Origin of the sequence: Streptomyces sp. HUAS 31, assembly GCF_028198125.1 — a bacterium.
In the GTDB taxonomy this organism is placed as follows: domain Bacteria; phylum Actinomycetota; class Actinomycetes; order Streptomycetales; family Streptomycetaceae; genus Streptomyces; species Streptomyces chartreusis.
This window is the reverse complement of record NZ_CP116353.1, coordinates 6,302,703-6,324,717: the sequence shown is the minus strand read 5'-3', so window position 1 is coordinate 6,324,717 and position 22,015 is coordinate 6,302,703. Positions and strand designations below refer to the sequence as shown.

Genomic DNA, 22,015 nt, shown 5'->3' with positions numbered 1-22,015 from the left:
ACCCCCGATCGAAGAAAGAACAGCAGGCAGGGCATGTCCCCCGAGTCATGCCCTGTCCCCCGTGCCCTGCTGGAGGAAAGCGTGCCGCCCGCCGGCCACCGCGTACATCGGGGAAGAGCCCCCATGTAGTTGTGCGGCCCCTGTGACTTGTGGGTACTACGCTGTACGCGCTCGAAGGAGTATTCGACGGGGACCGGCGGGGACATCCCGGAAAAGGGCGCAGGGGGCCTGAGTGTCGTCGTTGTCGTCATCGGCACTGGTCGGCAGAGAACCGGAGCGGGACCTTCTGACCGCGGCGGTCGCATCGGCGGGCGAGGGGCGGGGCTCGTCCGTGTTCGTGCTGGGCGAGCCGGGCATCGGCAAGTCACGCCTCGTCGAGGAGACCGCTGCCGCCGCCATCGGCTCCGGATTCCGGGTGCTGCGCGGGCGGGCCGCGTCGGCCGGGCGCGCGGTGCCGCTGCGGCCGCTCGCGGAGGCCGTGTTCTCCGGACTGCGTGGCGAAGGGGCACCCGGGGACGGAGACCTTGGCCCCTACGAACCGCTCCTGTCGCGGCTGTGCGGGCTGGCGCCGCAGGACGGTGCGCCGCTGGTGGGCTACGCCGAGGCGGTACTGCGACTCCTGGAGAGCCTCGGACGCTCCGGCGGCTGTGTCCTGGTGCTGGAGGACCTGCACGACGCGGACGCCGACACGCTCACCATCGTCGACTACCTCACGGACAACCTTCCCGGCCGGCGGGCCGTCCTGCTGGCCACCCTGCGCGGTGGGCCCGGTCCCGCGCTCGACCTCGCCGAGGCCGCCGCGTCCCGCCGTACGGCCCGTACCCTGCGCCTCGCCGGGCTCGGCCCCGCGCACACCGCGGAACTGGCGGCCCGCTGTCTGGGCCACGACGACGCGGGCCAGGTGCCGGAAGCCGTACTGGACCGGCTGCACGCCGTCTCCGAGGGCGTGCCCTTCGTCGTGGAGGAGCTGCTGACCGCCATGGTCGACAGCGGCAGCCTCGTCCGGCGGCGGGGCGACGGCTGGGCGGTGACCGGCTCGCTGGACTCCGGTGTGCCCGCGACGGTCGCCGCCGCCGTACTGCAGCGCGTGGACCGCCTGGGCCCGCCCGGCGTCGCCCTTCTGGAAGCCGCTGCCGTTCTGGGCAGGCGCTTCCCCGTGGACATCGCCGCCCGCGTCGCCGGGATCGACCGGCCGACGGCACTCCGCCGGCTGCGGCAGGCGGCACACGCCCATCTGGTCACCGACGGCGCGACCGCGGAGGAGCCCGGCTGGCACTCCTTCCGGCACGCCCTGACCGCCGACGCCATCACCCACCGGCTGCTGCCCGCGGAGCGCGCGGCGCTCTGCCTCGCCGCCGCCGACGCGATCGAGTCCGCCGACGCGACGGGGCCGCTGCCGCGGGGCGCCGGGCGGGCCGGGGAGACCGACGGCCTGATCGGCGGTGACCCGGGCGACGACCTGTACCGCCTGGCCGCCGAGCTGTGCGTCACCGGCGGGCAGCGGGCACGGGCGGCCGTGCTGCTCACCAGGGCGGGCCGGCAGGCGGTCCTGCGGGGCGCTCTGCTGACCGCCGTGGAACTCCTCGACCGGGGCCTGGAACTGACCGCCGACGCGGCGGACGCCCCGCCCGAGGCCGTGGCCGGGCTGCTGGAGGAGCTCCTGGGGACGCTCGTCCTGACGGGCGACGTCCGGCGCGTACCGGAACTCGGCGACCGGCTGGACCGTGTGCTGACCGTGTGGGGCGCGCCGCCCGCCCGCCGCGCCGCGGGTTTCCTGATCCGGGCCAGGGCCGCGGCCACCGCGCAGCAGTGGGAGGCGGGCCTGACCTCCGTACGGCGGGCACGGGAGCTGCTCGGAGCCGAGCCGGACCCGGCGTCCCGCGCCGCCCTGGACTCGGTCGCCGCGCACCTGGTGCTCAACTCGCAGCGCCCGGACCGGCTGGAGAGCGCCAGGGCCCTGGCCGAAGGGGCCGTGGCGACCGCGGAGGCGGTCGGGCTGCCGGAGGTGAGCTGCAAGGCGCTGAACATGCTGGGGTACTGCCTGCGGCCCCTGGACCTGGCCGAGACGGAGAAGGTCTTCGAACGCCTGGTGGCCACGGCCGACGCCCATGCGCTGCCGGTCTGGCGGATACGCGGCCTGCTGGAACTCGGCGTACTGGACCGGATCCGGATCACCGGGACCGATCGGCTGCTGGCCGCGCGGAGGGCGGCCGAGGAGACCGGTGCCGTGCTCATGACGGCCTGGGCCGACATGCATCTGGCGCAGGCCCATGTGCTGCGCGACGAGCAGGACCAGGCGCTGGAGGCCGCCGGACGGCTGCGGACGACGGCCCGCAGACTGCGGCTGGGGGAGGTTCAGCTGATCGGCGTCGGAGTGGACGCCATCATCGCCGCCTCCCGAGGAGAGCGGGAGAAGCTCCGGGCCGCGCTGCACGCCATGGAGGGCGCGTTGGCCGGGCGGAGCGCCGGAGCGCTCTGGGGCTACGCCGACACCTCGGTGTGGGGCTGGGCCCAGGGCATCTGCTCCCTGCTGCGGGAGGAGCCCGACCGTGCGCTGGCCGAGTTCACCGAGGCGGACCGGGCCATGCGCGCACTGCCCAGCACCCGCGGGGTCACCGGTTTCCTGGGCCCGTACCTGCTCCTGCGCACCGTGCGGGGCGCGGCCGGCTGGGCGGAGCTGGACGGGGCGGTCGCTGACCGGCTCAGTCAGGTCCACTGGGACCGGCCCTTCGCGGGCTGGTCCCGAGCCGTGCTGCTGGGCCGCGAGGGCCGGGCCGGAGAGGCGGCCAAGGCGGCCGAGGAGGCACTGGCCGGGACCGACGCCATACCCCTGGCCCGTCACCTGTGTCTGCGTCTTGGCGCCTCCGCGGCGCTCGCCGACGGCTGGGGGCACCCCGTCGAGTGGCTGTCCGCCGCCGAGCAGTTCTTCCACGACCGGGGCACGACACGGGTGGCGGCGGCCTGCCGCGCCCTGCTGCGGGAGTCGGGCTCGCCCGTTTCCCGCCGCCGCCAGGGGCACGGCACGATTCCGCAGGAGCTGCGGCGGGCGGGGGTGACCGCGCGGGAGTACGAGGTGCTGCGCCTGCTCGGCCGGGGGCTCGGCAACCAGGAGATCGCCGAGCACCTCTTCCTCTCGCCGCGGACCGTCGAGAAACACCTCGCGAGTCTCAGGAACCGCACGGACCGGAGCGGCCGGGCCGCCCTGATCGCCCTGGCCCGCCGGTACACCGACGGGCAGTGACCCCGTACTTCTCGGATCGTTGCCGACTCCCAACGCCGTGACCTGCGCGTTCGGCGCCCAGGAACGATCGCTGCCTGGCCGGCGTCTCAGCCAACGCCCACGCACGCGTGCCACACTGCCAGATTCCGTCCGACCCCAAGGGAGCCAAAGCCTTACATGGACAGCACCGCATCCGCCTCGCTCGCCTCCCTCTGGGACGAGGTCTCCGGTACCCAGCCCGACCCGGATCTGTGGGTGGTGATCGCCACACTGGTCGTCGCGCTCGTCGTGGTCGTCCCGCACGGCCTGTGGCGCCTCTCGCGCAACGCCATCACCATCGCCCACGAGGGCGGCCACGGCCTGGTCGCGCTGCTGACCGGCCGGACGCTGACCGGCATACGCCTGCACTCCGACACCAGCGGCCTCACGGTCAGCCGGGGCAAGCCGCACGGCATCGGCATGATCCTCACCGCGGCGGCGGGCTATACGGCTCCCCCGCTGCTGGGCCTGGGCGGCGCCGCGCTGCTGGCCACCGGCCGGATCACCCTGCTGCTGTGGCTGGCGACGGCCCTGCTGGTGGCGATGCTGGTGATGATCCGCAACGCGTACGGCGCCCTGACGGTGTTCCTCACGGGCGGCACGTTCGTGGTGGTCTCGTGGCTCGCGGGACCCCAGGTCCAGGCGGCGTTCGCGTACACCGTGGTCTGGTTCCTCCTTGTGGGCGGAGTGCGGCCCGCCTTCGAACTGCAGGCGAAGAGGTCGCGGGGCGGCGCGGGCGACTCGGACGCGGACCAGCTGTCCCGGCTGACGCATGTGCCGGCGGGCCTGTGGCTGTTCCTGTTCCACGCGGTGTCGCTGTGCTCGCTGATAGGCGGGGGAAGGTGGTTGCTGGAGCTGTGACGCGCCCCGGAGGGGCAGCGTCTCCAGGGGCGCGGGACCTGTATCGATGTGCGGCTCCGCCGCGTGCGCGCGACCAGCCCCAACGGTGCCGCACCCGAACCACACGCTCCTTATAAAGTGAACCCATGGCCCAAAACCCCGCCGCACACACCGCCCTCTGGCCCGCCCCCCACGCGAGCGGACCCGTCGACGCGACGGTCCACGTGCCGGGGTCCAAGTCGGTCACCAACCGCGCCCTCGTCCTCGCCGCCCTGGCGAGCGAGCCCGGCTGGCTGCGCCGCCCGCTGCGTTCCCGCGACACCCTGCTGATGGCCGGTGCCCTGCGCACCATGGGCGTCGGCATCGAGGAGGGCGTCGGCCCCGAGGGCACCGGCGAGGCCTGGCGGGTGCTCCCCGCGGGCCTGCGCGGCCCGGCCACGGTCGACGTCGGCAACGCCGGCACGGTCATGCGCTTCCTGCCGCCGGTCGCCGCGCTGGCCGACGGCCCCGTCCGCTTCGACGGCGACCCCAGGTCCTACGAGCGTCCCCTGCACGGCGTGATCGACGCCCTGCGCGCCCTCGGTGCCCGGATCGACGACGACGGCCGGGGCGCGCTGCCGCTCACCGTCCACGGCGGGGGTGCGCTGGAGGGCGGCACGGTGGAGATCGACGCCTCGTCGTCCTCCCAGTTCGTTTCGGCCCTGCTGCTGTCGGGCCCGCGTTTCAACCAGGGCGTCGAGGTCCGGCACATCGGCTCCTCGCTGCCGTCCATGCCGCACATCCGGATGACCGTCGACATGCTGCGGGCCGTCGGTGCCCAGGTCGACACCCCGGAGTCGGGCGGCGAGCCCAACGTCTGGCGGGTCACGCCTGGCGCTCTGCTCGGCCGCGACCTGACCATCGAGCCGGACCTGTCCAACGCCCAGCCGTTCCTGGCCGCCGCGCTGGTGACCGGCGGCAAGGTCCTCGTACCGGACTGGCCGGCCCGCACCACGCAGCCCGGTGACCGGCTGCGCGAGATCTTCACCGAGATGGGCGGTTCCTGCGAACTCACCGAGTACGGGCTCGTGTTCACCGGTTCGGGTGCGATCCACGGCATCGACGTGGACCTGAGCGAGGTCGGCGAACTCACACCGGGCATCGCGGCCGTGGCGGCCCTCGCGGACTCCCCCTCCACGCTGCGCGGGGTCGCGCACCTGCGGCTGCACGAGACGGACCGCCTGGCCGCGCTCACCAAGGAGATCAACGAACTCGGCGGTGACGTGACCGAGACCGCCGACGGCCTGCACATCACCCCGCGCCGGCTGCACGGCGGCGTCTTCCACACCTACGAGGACCATCGCATGGCGACCGCCGGCGCGATCATCGGCCTCGCGGTCGAGGGAGTGCGGATCGAGAACGTGGCGACGACGGCGAAGACCCTGCCGGACTTCCCGGAGCTGTGGACCGGGATGCTCGGGGCGTAGGGACACCGCCATGCGCCGCTACGGCAAGCACACCGACGAGGACGACATCCGCACCCGCCCCGGCCGCCGGAACACCCGGCCCCGGTCGAACATCCGCCCAAAGCACGAGGACGCCGCCGAGGGCATGGTCCTCACCGTCGACCGGGGACGGCTGACCTGCCTCGTCGACGGCCGCGTCGTGATGGCGATGAAGGCACGCGAACTCGGCCGCAAGGCCGCGGTGGTCGGGGACCGGGTGGCACTGGTCGGCGACCTGTCAGGCAAGAAGGACACGCTCGCGCGCATCGTGCGGATCGAGGAGCGCGAATCGGTGCTCCGCCGCACCGCCGACGACGACGATCCGTTCGAGCGGGTGGTGGTCGCCAACGCCGACCAACTCGCCATCGTCACCGCCCTCGCCGACCCCGAGCCGCGGCCCCGGCTGATCGACCGCTGTCTGGTCGCGGCGTTCGACGGAGGCCTCGAACCGCTGCTGGTGCTGACCAAGTCGGACCTGGCATCACCGGACGAAATCCTGGAGCTGTACGGAGCGTTGGACATCCCGTATGTCGTCACCAGCCGGGAGGAACTGGAGACCGGGGGCGCCGCGGACCGGGTGCGCGAACAACTGGGCGGCCGCGTCACGGCGTTCGTCGGGCACTCGGGAGTCGGCAAGACGACACTGGTGAACGCGCTGGTGGCGCAGGACCGGCAGCGTTCGACAGGACATGTGAACGCGGTGACGGGACGCGGCCGGCACACGACGACGTCGGCGCTTGCGCTGCCGTTGCCGGAGATGGAGGGCTGGGTGATCGACACCCCCGGGGTGCGTTCGTTCGGCCTGGCGCACGTCGATCCCTCGCGTGTGATCCACGCGTTTCCCGACCTGGAATCGGGAACCGAGGGCTGTCCGCGTGCGTGCAGTCATGACGAACCGGACTGCGCGCTGGACGACTGGGTCGCACAGGGTCACGCCGATCCCGCGCGGCTCTACTCGCTGCGACGGTTGCTGGCCACGCGTGAACGCACGGAAGGCGACTGAGGAAGGCGGTTGACCTTCGCGTTGTTTGTCTTGCTGTGAGTCCGGTAAAGGCATAATCGCACCGAGCCGGATCCAAGCCTGACGAAGCGGTCACAGTACGTGGGGATACGGGAGGACAGCACATGGCGTGGCTGCTGGTCATCGTGGCGGGGCTGCTCGAAACCGGCTTCGCCGTCTGTCTGAAACTGTCGCACGGGTTCACCCGGCTCTGGCCGACCGTCGCCTTCTGCATCTTCGCCCTCGGCAGCTTCGGGTTGCTGACGATCTCGCTCAGGAAGCTCGACGTGGGGCCCGCGTACGCGGTGTGGACGGGGATCGGCGCGGCGGGCACGGCGATCTACGGGATGATCTTCCTCGGGGATCTGGTGTCGACGTTGAAGATCCTGTCGATCACGCTGGTGATCGTGGGCGTCATCGGCCTCCAGCTGTCCGGATCGGCGCACTGAGACCCGTACCGGCCACGCCGGTTCAGCCCGGCAACTGCCGGTACAGCGCGCTGCGTACGAGGTCGGAGACGCCTCCTTCGCCGGGCGGGGCGGCGACACAGGACAGGGCCAGCCGCACGACGAGTTCGCAGGAGCGGGCGAGCTCGGCGGTGTCGGGCTTGGCGGTGCCGGGCCCGGTCAGGACGACCACGGCGCGGTCGCGCACGATGGCCACGAAGTCGCCGGGTGACGGCAGGGGGCCGTCGGCGCGGCGCTGCGCCGGTACCGCCGAGGAGGACGGGACGGCGGACAGGGTCGGCGAGGGCAGGCGATCGCTCCAGCAGCCGGTGAGCATGGCCCGCACCAGGGCGTTGTCCCGGGCGAGGCCGGCGGTCCACTCCGCGGCGGCCGTGAGTCGGTCGCGGGCGTCGCTCGGGGTGGCGAGGGCTCGGTCGACGCCGGCGAGGTAGCCGTCGGCCTCCCTGCGCACCAGGGCACGCGCGAGCCCTTCCTTGCTGCCGAACTCGTTGTACAGCGTCTGCCGGGACACTCCGGCCGCCGCGGCCACGTCCACCATCCGCACGGCGGACCACGGCCGGCGCGCCAGCGCCGTGTAAGCGGAGTCCAGCAGGGATTCCCGCGCTGCAGGCATCATCGCCTCCCGGAGACGAGCGGCTCTGCGCCCAGATTTGACGCGCACAGCGTCACTGTCAAGGGTTCGCGAAGGCGTGCGGGGGCGCCATTCGGCCGGGGTGCGCGGGTGTTCGAGGCCCGAGCGGGCGGTCGCGGGTCGCGCGCACCGATCGTATGCACGTCGGCACCCCGCCAACCGTGGGCAACCCGCCCATGAGCCCCCGGCCTAGTAGCCCCAGCCCGACCACGGCAGATAGCGTTCGTCCCATGCCGGACTACCTCGACGATCTTCGCCTCGCCCACGTCCTCGCCGACGCCGCCGACGCCACCACCATGGACCGATTCAAGGCCCTCGACCTCAAGGTCGAGACGAAGCCGGACATGACGCCCGTGAGTGAGGCGGACAAGGGCGCCGAGGAGCTGATCCGGAGCCAGTTGCAGCGGGCCCGTCCGAGAGACGCGATCCTCGGCGAGGAGTACGGCGTCGAGGGCACCGGGCCCCGCCGCTGGGTCATCGATCCGATCGACGGCACCAAGAACTACGTGCGCGGCGTCCCGGTCTGGGCGACCCTCATCTCGCTGATGGAGGCCGTGGAGGGCGGGTTCCAGCCGGTCGTCGGCCTCGTGTCCGCACCCGCGCTCGGCCGGCGCTGGTGGGCCGCCAAGGGGCACGGCGCCTTCGCCGGCCGCAGCCTGTCCTCGGCGTCCCGGCTGCGGGTCTCGCAGGTCTCGAAACTGACGGACGCCTCGTTCGCGTACTCCTCGCTCGGCGGCTGGGAGGAGCAGGGCAAGCTGAACGGTTTCCTCGATCTCACGCGCGAGGTGTGGCGCACGCGCGCGTACGGCGACTTCTGGCCGTACATGATGGTCGCCGAGGGTTCGGTGGACATCTGCGCCGAGCCCGAGCTGTCCCTGTGGGACATGGCCGCCAACGCGATCATCGTGACGGAGGCGGGCGGCTCCTTCACAGGCCTCGACGGCCGCCCCGGCCCGCACAGCGGCAACGCGGCCGCCTCGAACGGCCTGCTCCACGACGAGCTGCTGGGGTACCTCAACGAGCGCTACTGAGCGCCCCCTTGTTGACCCCCTCTTTACCTGTCACTCTGAGAGTCCCCCCACTTGTGAATTTGTGAATCCATGAACAATCGGTGCGGGGGCACTTCAGGAGGTGGCTCCATCCATGCTCGTACGTGACGCCATGAGCACCGTGGTCCTCACCATCGGCCCCACCCACACCCTTCGCCAGGCAGCCGCACTCATGTCCACCCGCCGAGTCGGCGCGGCCGTGGTCCACGACCCGGACGCGGGCGGCATCGGCATCCTCACCGAACGCGACATCCTGATCTCCGTCGGCCTCGGCCAGAGCCCGGACGCCGAACGCGCCCATGACCACACCACCACCGACGTCGTGTTCGCCGCCCCGGCCTGGACCCTGGAGGAGGCGGCCCGCGCCATGGCGCACGGCGGCTTCCGGCATCTGATCGTCCTGGACCGCGGCGAGCCCGTCGGCATCGTCTCGGTCCGCGACATCATCCGCTGCTGGGCACCCGTACGACAGCACGTGCCCGCCTGAGCACGCCCGACGGGCCGGGTCCCCGAGGGAACCCGGCCCGTCCGCCACGGCAGGCGATCCAGTGCTGGTGTCAGCCGCGCAGGGCCTGGACCGCGGCCTCCAGCCGCTTGCCGAAGTCGTCGTCCGCACGGCGGAAGTTGTCGATCGCCCGCTCGACGATGTCCTGGCGCGAGACCGGCGCCATGGCGCCCGCCAGGTTGGCGATCAGCCGCTCCTTCTCGTCCTCCGACATCAGGCGGTACAGGTCGCCCGCCTGCACGAAGTCGTTGTCCTGCGCGTGCGCGGGGGCCTCGTGGCTACCGGTGCCGGCGGTGAAGCCGGTGAACGGCTGCCACAGCGGACGGTCCGTCTGGGCCGGGCCGCCGAAGCTGTTCGGCTCGTAGTTCTTCGCACCGCCATGACGGCCGTCGTACAGGAAGCCGTCACGGGAGCTGGTGCGCGCCTCGGTGGCGTGCGGGCGGTTCACCGGCAGGTGGTCGGCGTTGATGCCGACGCGGTAGCGGTGGGCGTCGCCGTAGGCGAAGAGGCGGCCCTGGAGCATCTTGTCCGGGGAGGGGCCGATGCCGGGCACGAAGTGCGCCGGGGAGAAGATCGACTGCTCGACCTCGGCGAAGACGTTGTGCGGGTTGCGGTTGAGCTCCAGCCTGCCGATCTCGATCGGCGGGTAGTCCTCGTGCGGCCACACCTTGGTGAGGTCGAACGGGTTGAACCGGTACGTCGCCGCGTCCGCCGCCGGCATGATCTGCACCTGCACGGTCCAGCTCGGGAACTCCCCTCGCTCGATGGCCTGACGCAGGTCGCGCTGGTGGGAGTCGGGGTCCTCACCGGCGAGCCGGTTGGCCTCCTCCTGGGTGAGGTTCCTGATGCCCTGGTCGGTCTTGAAGTGGTACTTGACCCAGAAGACCTCGCCGGCCTCGTTGTTCCACTGGTAGGTGTGCGAGCCGTAGCCGTTCATGTGGCGGTACGACGCCGGGATGCCGCGGTCGCCGAACAGCCAGGTCACCTGGTGCGTCGACTCGGGGCTCAGGCTCCAGAAGTCCCAGACGTTGTCCGGCTCGGTCGAGCCCGTGTACGGGTCGCGCTTCTGGGTGTGGATGAAGTCCGGGAACTTGATGGCGTCCTTGATGAAGAACACCGGGGTGTTGTTGCCGACGAGGTCGTAGTTGCCCTCCTCGGTGTAGAACTTCAGCGCCCAGCCGCGCGGGTCACGGACGGCGTCCGCCGCACCGAGGTTGCCGGCCACCGTCGAGAAGCGCAGGAACGTCTCCGTCTGCTTGCCGACCTCGGAGAGGAAGGCGGCGCGCGTGTACCGGCTGACATCGGCGGTCACCGTGAAGGTGCCGTAGGCGCCGGCGCCGCGCGCATGCACCACACGCTCCGGGATGCGCTCCCGGTTGAAGTGGGCGAGCTTCTCCAGCAGGAGCTGGTCCTGGACGAGGACCGGGCCGCCGATGCCCGCGGTCTCGCTGTTCTGGTTGTCGGCGACCGGAGCTCCGGCCTCCGTCGTGAGCGGTCCCTGGGTCACGTGCGCCTCCTGCGTCGTTTCGAGCAACTCCGGCCACTCCTGTCCATTGGCCAAAGACGATCTCGATCCTATCTTGGACATTGTCTAAGTCAAGCTGACCTCCAAAGTCACACCCATTCGGAACCTGGTCCTTCTCTGTTAAGGTGTCTGCATGAGTGACCTTCTGGAACGGCTGCGCGGACGCGGATGGCGGATGACCGCGCAGCGCCGTGTCGTGGCCGAGGTTCTCGCCGGCGATCACGTCCACCTGACGGCGGACGAGGTGCACGCGCGGGCCGTCGCCAAGCTGCCCGAGATCTCCCGGGCGACCGTCTACAACACGCTGGGCGAGCTGGTCACCCTCGGCGAGGTCCTCGAGGTCTCCACCGACAAGCGCGCCAAGCGGTACGACCCGAACGCCCACCGGCCCCACCACCACCTGGTCTGCGCCCAGTGCGGCTCCATCCGGGACGTCCACCCCACGGGCAACCCGATGGCCGACCTCCCCGCCTCCGAGCGCTTCGGCTTCACGGTCTCGGACGTCGAGGTGACGTACCGCGGCATCTGCCCGAACTGCGCGAAGGCCTAGCCCGCCACCTTCTCCGAGCCCCGGCACCGACGAGTGCCGGGGCTTTGTGCTGCCCGGGGCGCGGGGTGGGATTACGGGAGGGCCGGGTGCGGGCGGACAGGGTGCGGGCGAGCCGGGTGCGGGCCGGGTTGCAGGCGGGGTTCCGGAATCTGACGGGTCGTCATATCGTCGACGGCACCCACACGTCCGTACCGCACTCCGCAAGGAGACAGAAGTGGGAGAGCCGTACCCCAAACTCAGCGCCAACGACCTGACCCGCACCTTCGGCCGAACCCCCCGCACGGTCGACGCCCTCGGCCCCCTCGATCTGACCGTCGCCCACGGCGAGTTCGTCTGTGTCGTCGGCCCCTCCGGCTGCGGCAAGTCGACCCTGCTGCGCATCGCCGCGGGCCTGCTCCGCCCCAGCACCGGCACCCTGGAGATCCGTGCCACGAGCCCGCGACCGGCGGCGATGATCTTCCAGGACTACGGCATCTACGACTGGAAGTCCGTCCGCGCCAACGTCCGCTTCGGCCTGGACATCCAGCGCGTCCCGCGCCGCGAGGCGAACGCCCGCGCCGACGACTGGCTGTCCCGCATGGGCCTGTCGGACTTCGCGGACGCCTACCCGGCGGCCCTCTCCGGCGGGATGCGCCAGCGCGTGGCGATCGCCCGAGCGCTCGCCGTGGAGCCCGAGATCCTGCTGATGGACGAGCCCTTCGCCGCGCTCGACGCCCAGCTGCGGACGATCCTCCAGGACGAACTCCTGGACATCACCCAGTCCTTGAGGACGACCACGCTCTTCATCACGCACAGCCTGGAGGAGGCCATCGTCCTCGGCGACCGTGTCCTGGTCATGTCCGCCCGGCCGGGCCGGATCATCGCCGAGCACCGCCCGCCCTTCCCGCGTCCGCGCACCGGCGAGATCCGAGCGACGCCCGAGTTCACCGCCCTGAAGAGCGAACTGTGGGACCTGCTGCGGAAGGAGGCCGTGCCGGCATGACGACGCTCACGAAGCCGCCCGCCGAGTCGGTCCTGGTCCGCCGCCCGGGCCCGCGCGAACTCCACCCCACCCGCACCCACCGCCGCAGGCGCGCACTGGAGCTGTCGCTGGCGCTCGCCGTGCCCGTCGCGCTGCTCCTGCTGTGGCAGCTGGCCGCGACCCGGGCCTGGATCGACGACCGTGTCTACCCGGCCCCGTCCACGATCCTCGCCGACGGCTGGGACCGGGCCGCGGCCGGCGAACTGTGGCCGGACGTGTGGGCGACCCTGAAGCGGGTCCTCGCCGGATACGCGGTCGGCACGGCGGCGGGCTACGCCCTGGGCCTGCTCATGGGCTCCCTGTCCCTGGTACGCGCGGCGCTGGAGCCGCTGCTGGACGCCCTGTACGTCGTACCGAAGCTGGCCCTGCTGCCGGTCTTCCTGAACATGTTCGGCCTGGGTGAGGGCCCGCAGGTGGCCCTGGTGGCGGCGACGGTGTTCTTCTTCGTGTGGATCTCGACCATGTCGGCGGTGATGTCCATCCCGTCCGGCCACCGTGACGCCGGCCAGGTCTTCGGCGCCTCGCGATGGCAGATGTTCCGCCATGTCCTGCTGCCCGCCTCGCTCCCCTCCGTCCTGGTGGGCGCGCGCATCGCGGCGGGTGTGGCGGTGCTGGTCATCGTCGCGTCGGAGCAGATCGCCGCGACGAACGGCCTGGGCCATCTGATCTTCGACTCGCGCGCGCTGTTCCAGAACGACGTCATGTTCGTCGGCATCGTCTGCGTCGCGATCCTCGGAGTCCTGTTCTCCGAACTGATCCGCTTCGCCGGCCGCCTGCTCACACCCTGGGCACCGAGAGACCGAGGAAGGGGCCAGTCATGAGAGGAAGGCCACATGTGTACGGCGTCCTCCTCGCCGCGGGGGCCCTGCTGGCGTCGGCGGCGTGCTCGTCCCCGTACGAGTCGGACTCTTCGTCGAAGGCCGCCGCCGGCGACCGCACGATCCGCCCGGTCGAGGGCTGCGGCACGAAGGCGTGGACGGACCCCGAGGACCTCTCCCCCACCCGCACACCGGCCCGCTGTCTGCCCGGCGCACCTTCCCCGCAGCCGCTGTCCGAGCCCCGCAAGCTGACGATCGCGACGGGGACGCTGAGTGCGGAGTACGTCGCTCCGCTGCAAGTGGCGCTCGACAAGGGGGAGTTCAAGAAAGAGGGCCTCGACGTCACGCTGAAGGTCCTGCCGACCCCGGACGCGCTGCCCCTGCTCGCGAAGGGCGACATCGACGCGCTGTGGGCGGCCCCGGAGGCGGCCGTCATGAACGGCGTCAAGGGCGGCTTCGACATCAAGTGGGTCGCCGGGAACTTCTCACCGGCGCCGAAGTCGAAGAGCGGCCTGTGGGTGCGCCTGAAGGAGGGGGAGAGCGCGAGCCAGGTGGCGATGGCCGGCCGCAGGATGGGCACGATGATCGGCAAGGGGTCGGTCATCGCTTACCCGATGGAGAAGGCGCTGGAGAAGCACGGCGGCGGCCTTGCCGACATCCAGTACCAGCAACTCGGCTCGGCCGACGTCCTCACGGCCCTCCAGAACGGCGGCGTCGACTCCGCGTGGCTCCTGGACCCGGTCTGGCGCAAGGTGGACGGCGAGCAGGGGTACGCCTTCCTCGGCGGCCAGCCGCGGGGCGAGCCCCTGGGCGGCATGCTCTACGGCCCCTCGCTCCTCCAGGACGACGTGGACGCCGGAGTGGCCCTCCTGAGGGCCTACATCCGCACGCTGAACTCGTACTTCGCCTCGGACTACAAGCAAGATGCGACCTTCGTCACATACCTGGCGAAACTCCTCAAGGCGGAGGAGTCCGTCCTCGAATCCACCCCGTCCCTGCTCATGGACTGGGAGATCCGCTCCGGCACGACGACCCGCCTCCAGTCGGCGTACAAGGCCCAGGGCGTGGCAGAGGGATCCCCCTTGCCGGAGTCCCGAACGGTCAACCGAGCCCTGTACGAGGAGGCGGTAGGCCACCGGCCCTGACATGCCTGGCCCGCAAAAACACCTAGGGCCGGGATCCATATGGATCCCGGCCCTAGGCCTTCAGTAGCGGGGACAGGATTTGAACCTGCGACCTCTGGGTTATGAGCCCAGCGAGCTACCGAGCTGCTCCACCCCGCGTCGGTGAATGCAACATTACGTCAACACCGCGAGCAGAGGCAAATCGCTTGGCGGACGGCGGGGGCGGGGGGCTGACCAGCACCTTTCGGCACCGGCCGGCTCCCCCTCACCGCTCGCGTTTCAGCACGGGACCGCTTTTCTTCACGCGGCCCTTCGTGCCGCCCTGCTTCCCGCTCGCCTTTCAGCGGCGGCCCGCCCCCTCCCAGCCCGTCCGGCGTTTGAGGACGAGGCCGTTCAGGCCGAAGCGGGGTCTGGGGCGGCAGCCCCAGAAGCAGTCCGGGGTCGAAGGGGCAGCGCCCCTGGATGGGGGTCCCCCTGCTCGAGCGAAGCCGAGAGCTTGGGGGGAGGTACGGGTAGGGGCGGCGGGGGCGAGACCCAAGGCGCCGGCCACAACACCCCGCACCCGGCACGACCCTCACCGGCCCCCTCAAGCAGACAGCTCCTCCCGCAGAGCGTCCCGCAACCGCGCCGCCCGCTCGGCGACCTCCGCCGGCCCCAGACTCACCGCCCGGTCGGCCCACCGCTGCCCCTCCGCAAGCTCACCGCGACGCGCGTAGACCAGGGCGAGCCGCAAAGCCGACCGCCCGTGCCCGGCGTCAGCCGCCCGCGTCCACCACACCGCGGCCTCGGGCTCACTGCCCTCCCTGGCCAGCAGCAGCCCCAGATTGAACGCACCGTTGCGCGACCCTGCCTCCGCGGCCGCCCGGTACCACCGAGCCGCCTCCACCACGTCCCCCCGAGCCGCGGCCAGCATCCCGACCCGCACCTGCGCCCGCCGATGCCCCTGCGAGGCAGCCCGCTCGTACCACTCCTCGCACTCGGCCTTCTCACGCACCGGCTCGCCCAGCTCATGCGCCGGCTCCGGCGGCCGCCGGGCATCCAGCACGGTCGCCAAACGATAGGCCCCCTCCGCACTGCCACCCCCGGCCGCACACCGCAGATGCCGCTCCGCGGCCGGCTCGTCCCCGTCCCGCAGCCGCGCGATCCCGACCTGGAGCGCCGCCTCGGTGTGCCCGGCGGCAGCCGCCCGCTCGTACCACCGCAGCGCGGCCCGCTCCTCGCCCCGCCCGGCGTACAGGATCCCCAGGTTGAACGCGGCGTCCACGCTCCCCGCCTCCGCGGCCTTGGAGAACCACGGTTCGGCACCCGTCGTGTCGCCGACCTGGAGCAGCAGGATCGCCAGCGCGTTCGCCGCCTCGCGATGCCCGGCGTAAGCCGCCCGCCGGTACCACTGCTCGGCCTGCGCGGTACGCGTCTGCTCAGCGCAGAGCAGCCCGAGGTTGTACGCGCCGTTGACGTCACCGGCGTCCATCGCGGCCCGGTACCACCGCTCGGCGGTCTGCGTCTCACCGCGCTCGGCGTGCAGCGCGCCCAGCGCGTTCGCGGCGTTGCCGTCGCCGTCCTGCGCGGCCCGCAGCCACCACACGGCGGCGCTCTCGGTGTCCCCGGCGTCCCGCAGCAGGAACCCGAGCGCGCAGGCGGCCCGCGCCTCACCGTCCTTGGCGGACGTCAGGTACCAGCGCCCGGCCTCCTTGAGCTCCCCACGCTTCTCCAGGATCGCCCCGAGGTGCAGCGCGGCCCTGCGGTGCCCACGCGCCGCGGCCTGCCGGTACCACTGTTCGACCTCGTCCAGCACGGCCGCGTCCGGCTCGACACCGTTGTCGGCGCCGTCCTCGCCCGTCCGCGTCACCTGCCGGTCGAGCGCACGCGCCAGCCGGTACGCCGCCTCACGGTGCCCGCGCTCCGCGGCGACCCGCATCCACTGCTCGGCCCTGGAGTCGCTGCGGTGCTCCAGCAGATCGGCGAGCGCGTACGCGCCCAGCGTGTGCCCCTGCTCGGCGGACTGCCGCAGCCAGTACTCGGCGGCGGGCTCGTCGCCCCGCTCACGGTGATGGCGCCCCAGCGCGTGCGCGGCCGCGGCCGAACCGGCGACGGCGGCGATCCGCCACCACCCGGCGGCCTCGTCGGCGTAGCCGCGCTGGTGCAGCAGCACTCCCAGATTGTTCGCGGCCGCCCGGTCCCCCGCCGCGGTCGCGGCCCTCAGGTGCGGCTCGGCTCCGTCGAGGTCGCCGCGACGCAGCAGCATGGCCCCGAGTACGCTCATCGCCTCGACGTCACCGGTCTCCGCGGCGAGCAGCTGCCGGGCCTCCTCGGCGGCCTCCCCCGTCTCGTCCTGGTCCGCCGGCCGGTCGACGGCGAAGTCGGCCTCCGGTCGTACGAGTTCGGCCACCGGCTGCGAGGCACCGTCCGTCGGACGCGAGGCATCGTGCTCCGGCTGCACCAATTCGCCCGTCGACTGCACAAAGTCGGCAGGCTGCACAAACCGCCCTGTCTCCAACAGAGTTGCCTTGTCCCCCATAACGTCCATCGTCGCACCACCTGCAACCCGGGTACACCTGGTATACCGCAGCCCGTAAGGTCACTTCAGCGTTTTGTCGACATGCCCACAGAGAGACAAGTCAAACACAGTTCTCCCAACTCCCCACGGCGGCACGAGCGTCCCGGCCCCCGGCACATGCGTTCGCACACCACGAAGGCCCGGATCCTTGGAGGATCCGGGCCTTCGCTGTCGTACGAAATGTTCGCCGACTTCAGTAGCGGGGACAGGATTTGAACCTGCGACCTCTGGGTTATGAGCCCAGCGAGCTACCGAGCTGCTCCACCCCGCGCCGTTGTGAAGCAACCGTATCACGGCGCGGGGTGGGCTATTCGATCAACCTGGCGTCCCTAGGTGCCGGTGGGACTGCCGCTCGGTTTGGGACTCGAACTCGGGCTCGCGCTCTCACCGCCACTGCCCGCGCCGCCGCCGGTCCTGTCCGGCTGCGACTGCGCGTCCTCGGCCCGCCTGAGCGCGTCCTCCAGGTCCTTCTGCGCCTTGCCGTACGCCTCCCAGTCACCCTTCTTCAGGGCGTCCTGGCCGGACTCGAAGGCCTTCTGGGCGTCGTCGAGCGCGTCCTGGACCGTGGGGTTGCTGGACGTCGGCGGAGGTGTCGTACCGCCACCGTCCTCATCACCCTCGTCCGGTGGCTGGGTGGTCGCGCCCTCCGCTCCGAAGACCTTGCTCAGGGCCTCGTCGAGCGTGTCCTCGAAGGCGGTGTTGCCGCCGTAGGAGACCAGCACCTTGCGCAGCAACGGGTACTTGAGTCCGCCACCGCGTACGTAGACCGGCTCCACATACAGCAGTCCGCCGTCCAGTGGCACCGCGAGCAGGTTGCCGTACTCGACCTCGGAGTCGCCGCCTCTGAGCAGCCTGATGGTCTCGGCGATGTCCTGTTCGGAGTTGAACTGGCTCTGGACCTGACTGGGGCCGTTGACGGTGGTGTTGGTCGGCAGTTTCAGAATTCTGATCTTGCCGTAGTCGCTGGTGCCCGCTTCGGCGTCGACCGCCATGAAGCCACTGAGGTTGTCCCGGCCGTTCGGTGTGAACGTCGTCGTCAGCGAGAACGCCTGCGCCGCCTGGTCGGGCATCTTCATGCTCAGGTAGTACGGCGGTGTGGCACTGCCCGACTTGTTGGTCGGGTCGTCCGGCACCTGCCAGACCTCGCTGCCGCTGAGGAACGTCGTGGCGTCCTTCACGTGGTAGCGGGTGAGCAGCTCGCGCTGGACCTTGAACAGATCCTGCGGGTAACGCAGATGATCCATCAGAGCCTTGGAGATCTTGCTCTTGGACTCCACGGTGCCCGGGAAGGCCTTCATCCAGGTCTTCAGGACCGGGTCCTTGGTGTCCCACTGGTAGAGCTTGACCTCACCGGTGTAGGCGTCGACGGTCGCCTTCACCGAGTTGCGGATGTAGTTGACCTGGTTCTGCTGGGCCACCACCGCGCGGTTGTCGTTGGTGGCGGTCAGCGAGTCGGCCGTGGTGTCACCGAGGGTCGTACGGGACGAGTACGGGTAGCCGTTCGTCGTCGTGTACGCGTCGACGATCCACTGGATACGGCCGTCCACGACCGCCGGGTAGGCGTCGCCGTCGATGGTCAGCCACGGGGCGACCGCCTCGACGCGCTCCTTGGGCGTGCGGTTGTACAGGATGCGCGAACCGTCGCCGATCGCGCCCGAGTACAGGATCTGCGGCTCGCCGAACGCCACAGCGTACGCGGCCCGGTTGACCGGGTTGGAGAGGCTTACGCCGCTGTCGGCCTTGTAGCTGTAGGTCTTCTCACCGCTGTCGTCGGAGTAGTCGATCTCCTTCTGGGGACCGCCGACGATCGAGTACATCGTGGTCTTCTCGCCGTAGTAGACCCGCTGCTCGTACGTCCCGAGGTCACCCTTGGACGGCAGGTCGGACTCGGTGAAGTCCGGCCGGCCCTGGGAGTCGGCGCTGGTGCCCTCGGCGGCGACCACGCCGTAGCCGTGGGTGTACCGGAAGTGGTCGTTGATCCAGTTCCGCTTCGGGATGCCGTTGAGGTTGATCTCACGCAGACCGATGACGGTGTCCTGGTCCTTGCCGTCCTTGGCGTACCGGTCGACGTCCAGGTTGGTCGGGAACGCGTAGTAGTTCCTGATCTGCTGGAGCTGCTGGAACGTGGGCGAGACGATGTTCGGGTCCAGGATGCGGATGCTCGCCGTGGCGTCGACGTCGTCGCGCAGCTTCGTCTTGTCCTCGGTCTTGCTCGTGCCGGGGTACTCGGTGACCTGCGTGCCGTCGATGCCGTACGCGTCGCGCGTCGCCTTGAGGTTCTTCTCGACGTACGGCGCTTCCTTGGCCTGCTCGTTGGGCTGGACCTGGAACTTCTGCACGATCGCCGGGTACAGACCGCCGATGAGGATCGCGGAGAGCACCATCAGGCCGAAGCCGATCACCGGCAGCTGCCAGGTGCGCCGCCACAGGGTGGCGAAGAACAGCAGCGCGCAGATCACGGCGATACAGAACAGGATCGTCTTGGCCGGCAGATAGGCGTTGGCGTCGACGTACCTGAGGCCGGTCCAGTTGTCGGTCGCCTTGAAGTCGCTGGACTTCACGGCGAGTCCGTACCGGTCGAGCCAGTACGCGACGGCCTTCAGGGCGACGAAGATGCCGATGAGGACCGACAGATGACCGGTCGCGGCGGCCGTGGCGCGCGCGCCCGGGCTGGTGATCCGCAGCCCGCCGTACAGGTAGTGGGTGAGCGCGGCGGCGATCACGGAGAGGATCGCCGCGGCGAAGCCGAAGCCGAGCAGGAACCGGTACCAGGGCAGGTCGAAGGCGTAGAAGCCGACGTCCAGGTGGAACTGGGGGTCCTTCTCACCGAAGGGGACGCCATTGACCCACATCAGCCAGGTCCGCCACTGGCTGGAGGCGGAGGCGCCGGCGATCAGGCCGACCAGCGCGGTGATCGCGAGCAGCAGCCACTTCTTGTACGGCGCGATGCCCATGCGGTAGCGGTCGAGGCTCTGCTGCTCCATCGACATGGCGCTCAGCGGCGGGCGCAGCCGGTGCGCGAGCCAGATGTTGAAGCCGACCGCGAGGGCCATCAACAGACCGAAGACGAAGAAGAGTCCGATCTTCGTCCACAGCGTGGTGGTGAACACCGAGGAGTAGTTCACCGACCGGTACCAGAGCCAGTCCGTCCAGAAGCCCGCGAACATGGTGAAGGCCATGCCGAGGACGGCGAGCACGCCCAGTGTCATGAGCAGGGTCCGGACACGCCGGGACGGTCGGCCCACTCTGATCCGTGGCCCGGTCGGGCCTCCGCCGCGGTCCGGCATCTGGAAAGCCAAGGTTCGCACCCCGAAGTTCGCTGTAGGTCTGGGTCAGGCCCGCGTCTTCGTGGACCCTCCGTGGCCCCCCGTGATCGTGGGCCCACATCTATGCAACTTACTCACCGTTTACTCGGTTCCCGATTCCGGCCAGGAACGAGAGAGGATTGTGACCATGTCCAACACTCCCATGGCTGCGAACCCTCTCACCCGGGCCGTTCTCGAGATCGACGAGTACGCCTCCGGCCTCGGCTGGGACCAGCCCGCCCGCCTTTTCGCCCTCGTCGACACCGCACGGCTGCGAGTCCAGGAACCCGGCCTCGCCGCCCAGCTCGGCCTGGGGGACGAGGAGGAGTCCTCCGGCCTGACCCCGATCGAGCAGGACGAAATGCCAACGGGCAAGCAGCTCGACGAGTTCCTCGGCACGATCGCCTGGCCCGACGCGGTGGCCGGCTGCGCGCTCACGGTGGAGCGCCTGATGCTGCCGCCGTCCGCCGAGGCGCAGGTTCCGCAGGGCCTGAGCGACGCCAAGCTCGCGAAGTGGGTGGCGGAGCACCCGGACCGTCAGGAGGTCCGCATGACGGTCGCGGTCCTGCGCGACGGCACCCGCGAGTCGGCCCTGCGCCTGCGCGAGAAGGACACCCCGACCGAGGTCCTCACCGGCCCGGACCTGGTGCCGGGCCTCGCGGACGCGCTGAAGGCGACCTTCGAGGACTGAGGTCTTCGGGTACGACGACGGGGGCGCCCCTCGGTGTGAGGGGCGCCCCCGTCGTCGTACGGATGCCTGTCGCTCAGCTCTTCGTCGTGCACTTCGGCAGGTCGGCGGTGTCTCCGGAACGGATGTCGTTCAGGGCGCCGAGGGCGTCGTCGATGGTGTCGACCTTGACGAGGGTGAGCCCGCCCGGGACGTCCCTGGAGGCGGTCGCGCAGTTGTCGGCGGGCGTCAGGAAGTACTGGGCGCCCTTCTCGCGCGCGGCGATGGTCTTCATCTCGATGCCGCCGATGGGGCCGACCTTGCCGGCGTCGTCGATGGTGCCGGTGCCGGCGACGAACTTGCCGCCGGTGAGGCTGCCCGGGGTGAGCTTGTCGTAGAGGCCGAGCGAGAACATCAGGCCCGCGCTGGGGCCGCCGACGTCGGCGAGCTTGATGTCGATGCTGAACGGGAAGGTGTGGTCGGTCCCGGCGGAGATCCCGACGATGGCGCGCTTGTCGCCGGTGTCGGTGGACTCGGCGGTCCTGATGGTGATCTTCTCGGTCTTCGTCGGCGTCCGGCGCTCCTTCTCCGCGGCGGCCTGCTCCTTGGCCGGCACGATCGTGAAGACGACGTCCTGACCGGGCTTGTGCTTGGTCACCAGCTCGGCGACGTCCCCGGGCTCCTTGACGGTCGTACCGTCGACGGCCTTGATCACGTCACCGGCGTGCAGCTTGCCCTCGGCCGGGGTGCCCTTGACGACGGTCGAGACGATCACCCAGCTCTGCACGGGGATGTCCAGCGCCTTCAGGGCGGCGACCTTGGCGCTCTCCTGGGACTGGCTGAACTCCTCGGCGTTCTCCTGGGTGGACTGCTCCTCGGTCTTGCCGTCCGGGTAGAGGGTGTCGTGCGGCACGACCTTGTTGTCGTGCGCAAGCCAGCCGTAGACCGCCTCGACCAGGTTCATCTTGTAGTCGGCGCTGGTGACCCGGACGGTGGTCATGTTGAGGTGACCGCTCGTCGGGTACGTCTTGCGCCCTGAGATCTGAAGCACCGGCTCACCGTCGTGATCGCCGAGGGTGTTGACGGTCGGCCCCGGGGACATCTCCGCGTACGGCACGGGAATGAACACTCCCGCGCACAGGAGCGCGATCAGCATCAGAGTGGAGGCGAGCATCGTCGCGGTGCGGCGTGGCATGCCAAGACAGTACGTGAC

The 22,015-nt window shown here is 70.8% G+C and carries 17 protein-coding genes and 2 tRNA genes; 12 read left to right on the top strand and 7 right to left on the bottom strand.

Translation table 11 applies throughout. From position 1 onward, the window contains the following. The first annotated feature begins 241 nt into the window (after positions 1–241). The 5 genes from PGH47_RS28280 (at position 242) to PGH47_RS28260 (ending at position 7,032) form a co-directional block, all read left to right on the top strand. The gene (locus PGH47_RS28280) at positions 242–3,241 is read left to right on the top strand and encodes a helix-turn-helix transcriptional regulator (RefSeq protein WP_271665733.1); all 3,000 of its coding nucleotides are present in this window, start codon (positions 242–244) and stop codon (positions 3,239–3,241) included. A gap of 156 nt (positions 3,242–3,397) precedes the next feature. Next, complete coding sequence (locus PGH47_RS28275) at positions 3,398–4,120, top strand: M50 family metallopeptidase (RefSeq protein WP_107903015.1); 723 nt, start codon at positions 3,398–3,400, stop codon at positions 4,118–4,120. 125 nt (positions 4,121–4,245) lie between these two features. Then, positions 4,246–5,565 carry a 3-phosphoshikimate 1-carboxyvinyltransferase gene (gene aroA / locus PGH47_RS28270; RefSeq protein WP_271665732.1) on the top strand — a complete coding sequence of 440 codons (1,320 nt, stop codon included), beginning with the start codon at positions 4,246–4,248 and terminating at the stop codon, positions 5,563–5,565. Positions 5,566–5,575: 10 nt separating this feature from the next. Then, positions 5,576–6,586 (top strand): ribosome small subunit-dependent GTPase A, encoded by a 1,011-nt coding sequence (gene rsgA, locus PGH47_RS28265; protein ID WP_271665731.1) that lies wholly within the window; start codon positions 5,576–5,578, stop codon positions 6,584–6,586. A 122-nt stretch (positions 6,587–6,708) separates the two neighbouring features. Beyond that, the gene (locus tag PGH47_RS28260; protein WP_030949867.1) at positions 6,709–7,032 is read left to right on the top strand and encodes a DMT family transporter; all 324 of its coding nucleotides are present in this window, start codon (positions 6,709–6,711) and stop codon (positions 7,030–7,032) included. Between the two features lie 22 nt (positions 7,033–7,054). Here PGH47_RS28260 and PGH47_RS28255 read toward each other — a convergent pair whose 3' ends face one another. After that, positions 7,055–7,663 carry a TetR/AcrR family transcriptional regulator gene (locus tag PGH47_RS28255; RefSeq protein WP_271665730.1) on the bottom strand — a complete coding sequence of 203 codons (609 nt, stop codon included), beginning with the start codon at positions 7,661–7,663 and terminating at the stop codon, positions 7,055–7,057. 248 nt (positions 7,664–7,911) lie between these two features. Here PGH47_RS28255 and hisN point away from each other — a divergent pair, with 248 nt between their 5' ends. Then, positions 7,912–8,712, top strand: coding sequence for a histidinol-phosphatase (gene hisN, locus PGH47_RS28250; RefSeq protein WP_271665729.1), 801 nt, complete (start codon positions 7,912–7,914; stop codon positions 8,710–8,712). A 112-nt stretch (positions 8,713–8,824) separates the two neighbouring features. Continuing rightward, entirely contained in the window at positions 8,825–9,217 is a 393-nt protein-coding gene (locus tag PGH47_RS28245) for a CBS domain-containing protein (protein WP_107903025.1), read from the top strand. A gap of 70 nt (positions 9,218–9,287) precedes the next feature. On the opposite strand, the gene PGH47_RS28240 is transcribed toward PGH47_RS28245, so the two are convergent. Further along, positions 9,288–10,742 (bottom strand): catalase, encoded by a 1,455-nt coding sequence (locus tag PGH47_RS28240; protein WP_271665728.1) that lies wholly within the window; start codon positions 10,740–10,742, stop codon positions 9,288–9,290. Positions 10,743–10,893: 151 nt separating this feature from the next. On the opposite strand from PGH47_RS28240, the gene PGH47_RS28235 reads away from it, so the two are divergent. The 4 genes from PGH47_RS28235 to PGH47_RS28220 all read left to right on the top strand — a co-directional run bounded on the left by PGH47_RS28235 (position 10,894) and on the right by PGH47_RS28220 (position 14,294). Continuing rightward, on the top strand, positions 10,894–11,310 hold the full coding sequence (locus tag PGH47_RS28235; RefSeq protein WP_030949880.1) for a Fur family transcriptional regulator: 417 nt from the start codon (positions 10,894–10,896) through the stop codon (positions 11,308–11,310). 214 nt (positions 11,311–11,524) lie between these two features. Continuing rightward, positions 11,525–12,292, top strand: coding sequence for an ABC transporter ATP-binding protein (locus PGH47_RS28230; protein ID WP_271665727.1), 768 nt, complete (start codon positions 11,525–11,527; stop codon positions 12,290–12,292). Further along, positions 12,289–13,152, top strand: a complete 864-nt coding sequence (locus tag PGH47_RS28225) for an ABC transporter permease (RefSeq protein WP_271665726.1) — start codon at positions 12,289–12,291, stop codon at positions 13,150–13,152. Before PGH47_RS28230 ends, PGH47_RS28225 begins: the two co-directional genes overlap by 4 nt. Further along, positions 13,149–14,294: an ABC transporter substrate-binding protein gene (locus PGH47_RS28220; protein WP_271665725.1), complete on the top strand. Its 1,146-nt coding sequence runs from the start codon at positions 13,149–13,151 to the stop codon at positions 14,292–14,294. Before PGH47_RS28225 ends, PGH47_RS28220 begins: the two co-directional genes overlap by 4 nt. Before the next feature lie 64 nt (positions 14,295–14,358). On the opposite strand, the gene PGH47_RS28215 is transcribed toward PGH47_RS28220, so the two are convergent. From PGH47_RS28215 to PGH47_RS28200, 4 genes are all read right to left on the bottom strand, one after another. Beyond that, a tRNA-Met gene (locus PGH47_RS28215) sits at positions 14,359–14,432 on the bottom strand. A 427-nt stretch (positions 14,433–14,859) separates the two neighbouring features. Next, entirely contained in the window at positions 14,860–16,800 is a 1,941-nt protein-coding gene (locus tag PGH47_RS28210) for a tetratricopeptide repeat protein (protein ID WP_271665724.1), read from the bottom strand. A gap of 227 nt (positions 16,801–17,027) precedes the next feature. After that, a tRNA-Met gene (locus tag PGH47_RS28205) sits at positions 17,028–17,101 on the bottom strand. Positions 17,102–17,159: 58 nt separating this feature from the next. Beyond that, complete coding sequence (locus PGH47_RS28200) at positions 17,160–20,117, bottom strand: UPF0182 family membrane protein (RefSeq protein WP_271668174.1); 2,958 nt, start codon at positions 20,115–20,117, stop codon at positions 17,160–17,162. Positions 20,118–20,283: 166 nt separating this feature from the next. Between PGH47_RS28200 and PGH47_RS28195 the strand changes: the two genes are divergently transcribed. Continuing rightward, complete coding sequence (locus PGH47_RS28195) at positions 20,284–20,826, top strand: PPA1309 family protein (RefSeq protein WP_271665723.1); 543 nt, start codon at positions 20,284–20,286, stop codon at positions 20,824–20,826. A 73-nt stretch (positions 20,827–20,899) separates the two neighbouring features. Here PGH47_RS28195 and PGH47_RS28190 read toward each other — a convergent pair whose 3' ends face one another. After that, positions 20,900–21,997: a YlbL family protein gene (locus PGH47_RS28190; protein WP_126902912.1), complete on the bottom strand. Its 1,098-nt coding sequence runs from the start codon at positions 21,995–21,997 to the stop codon at positions 20,900–20,902. Positions 21,998–22,015 lie beyond the last annotated feature (18 nt).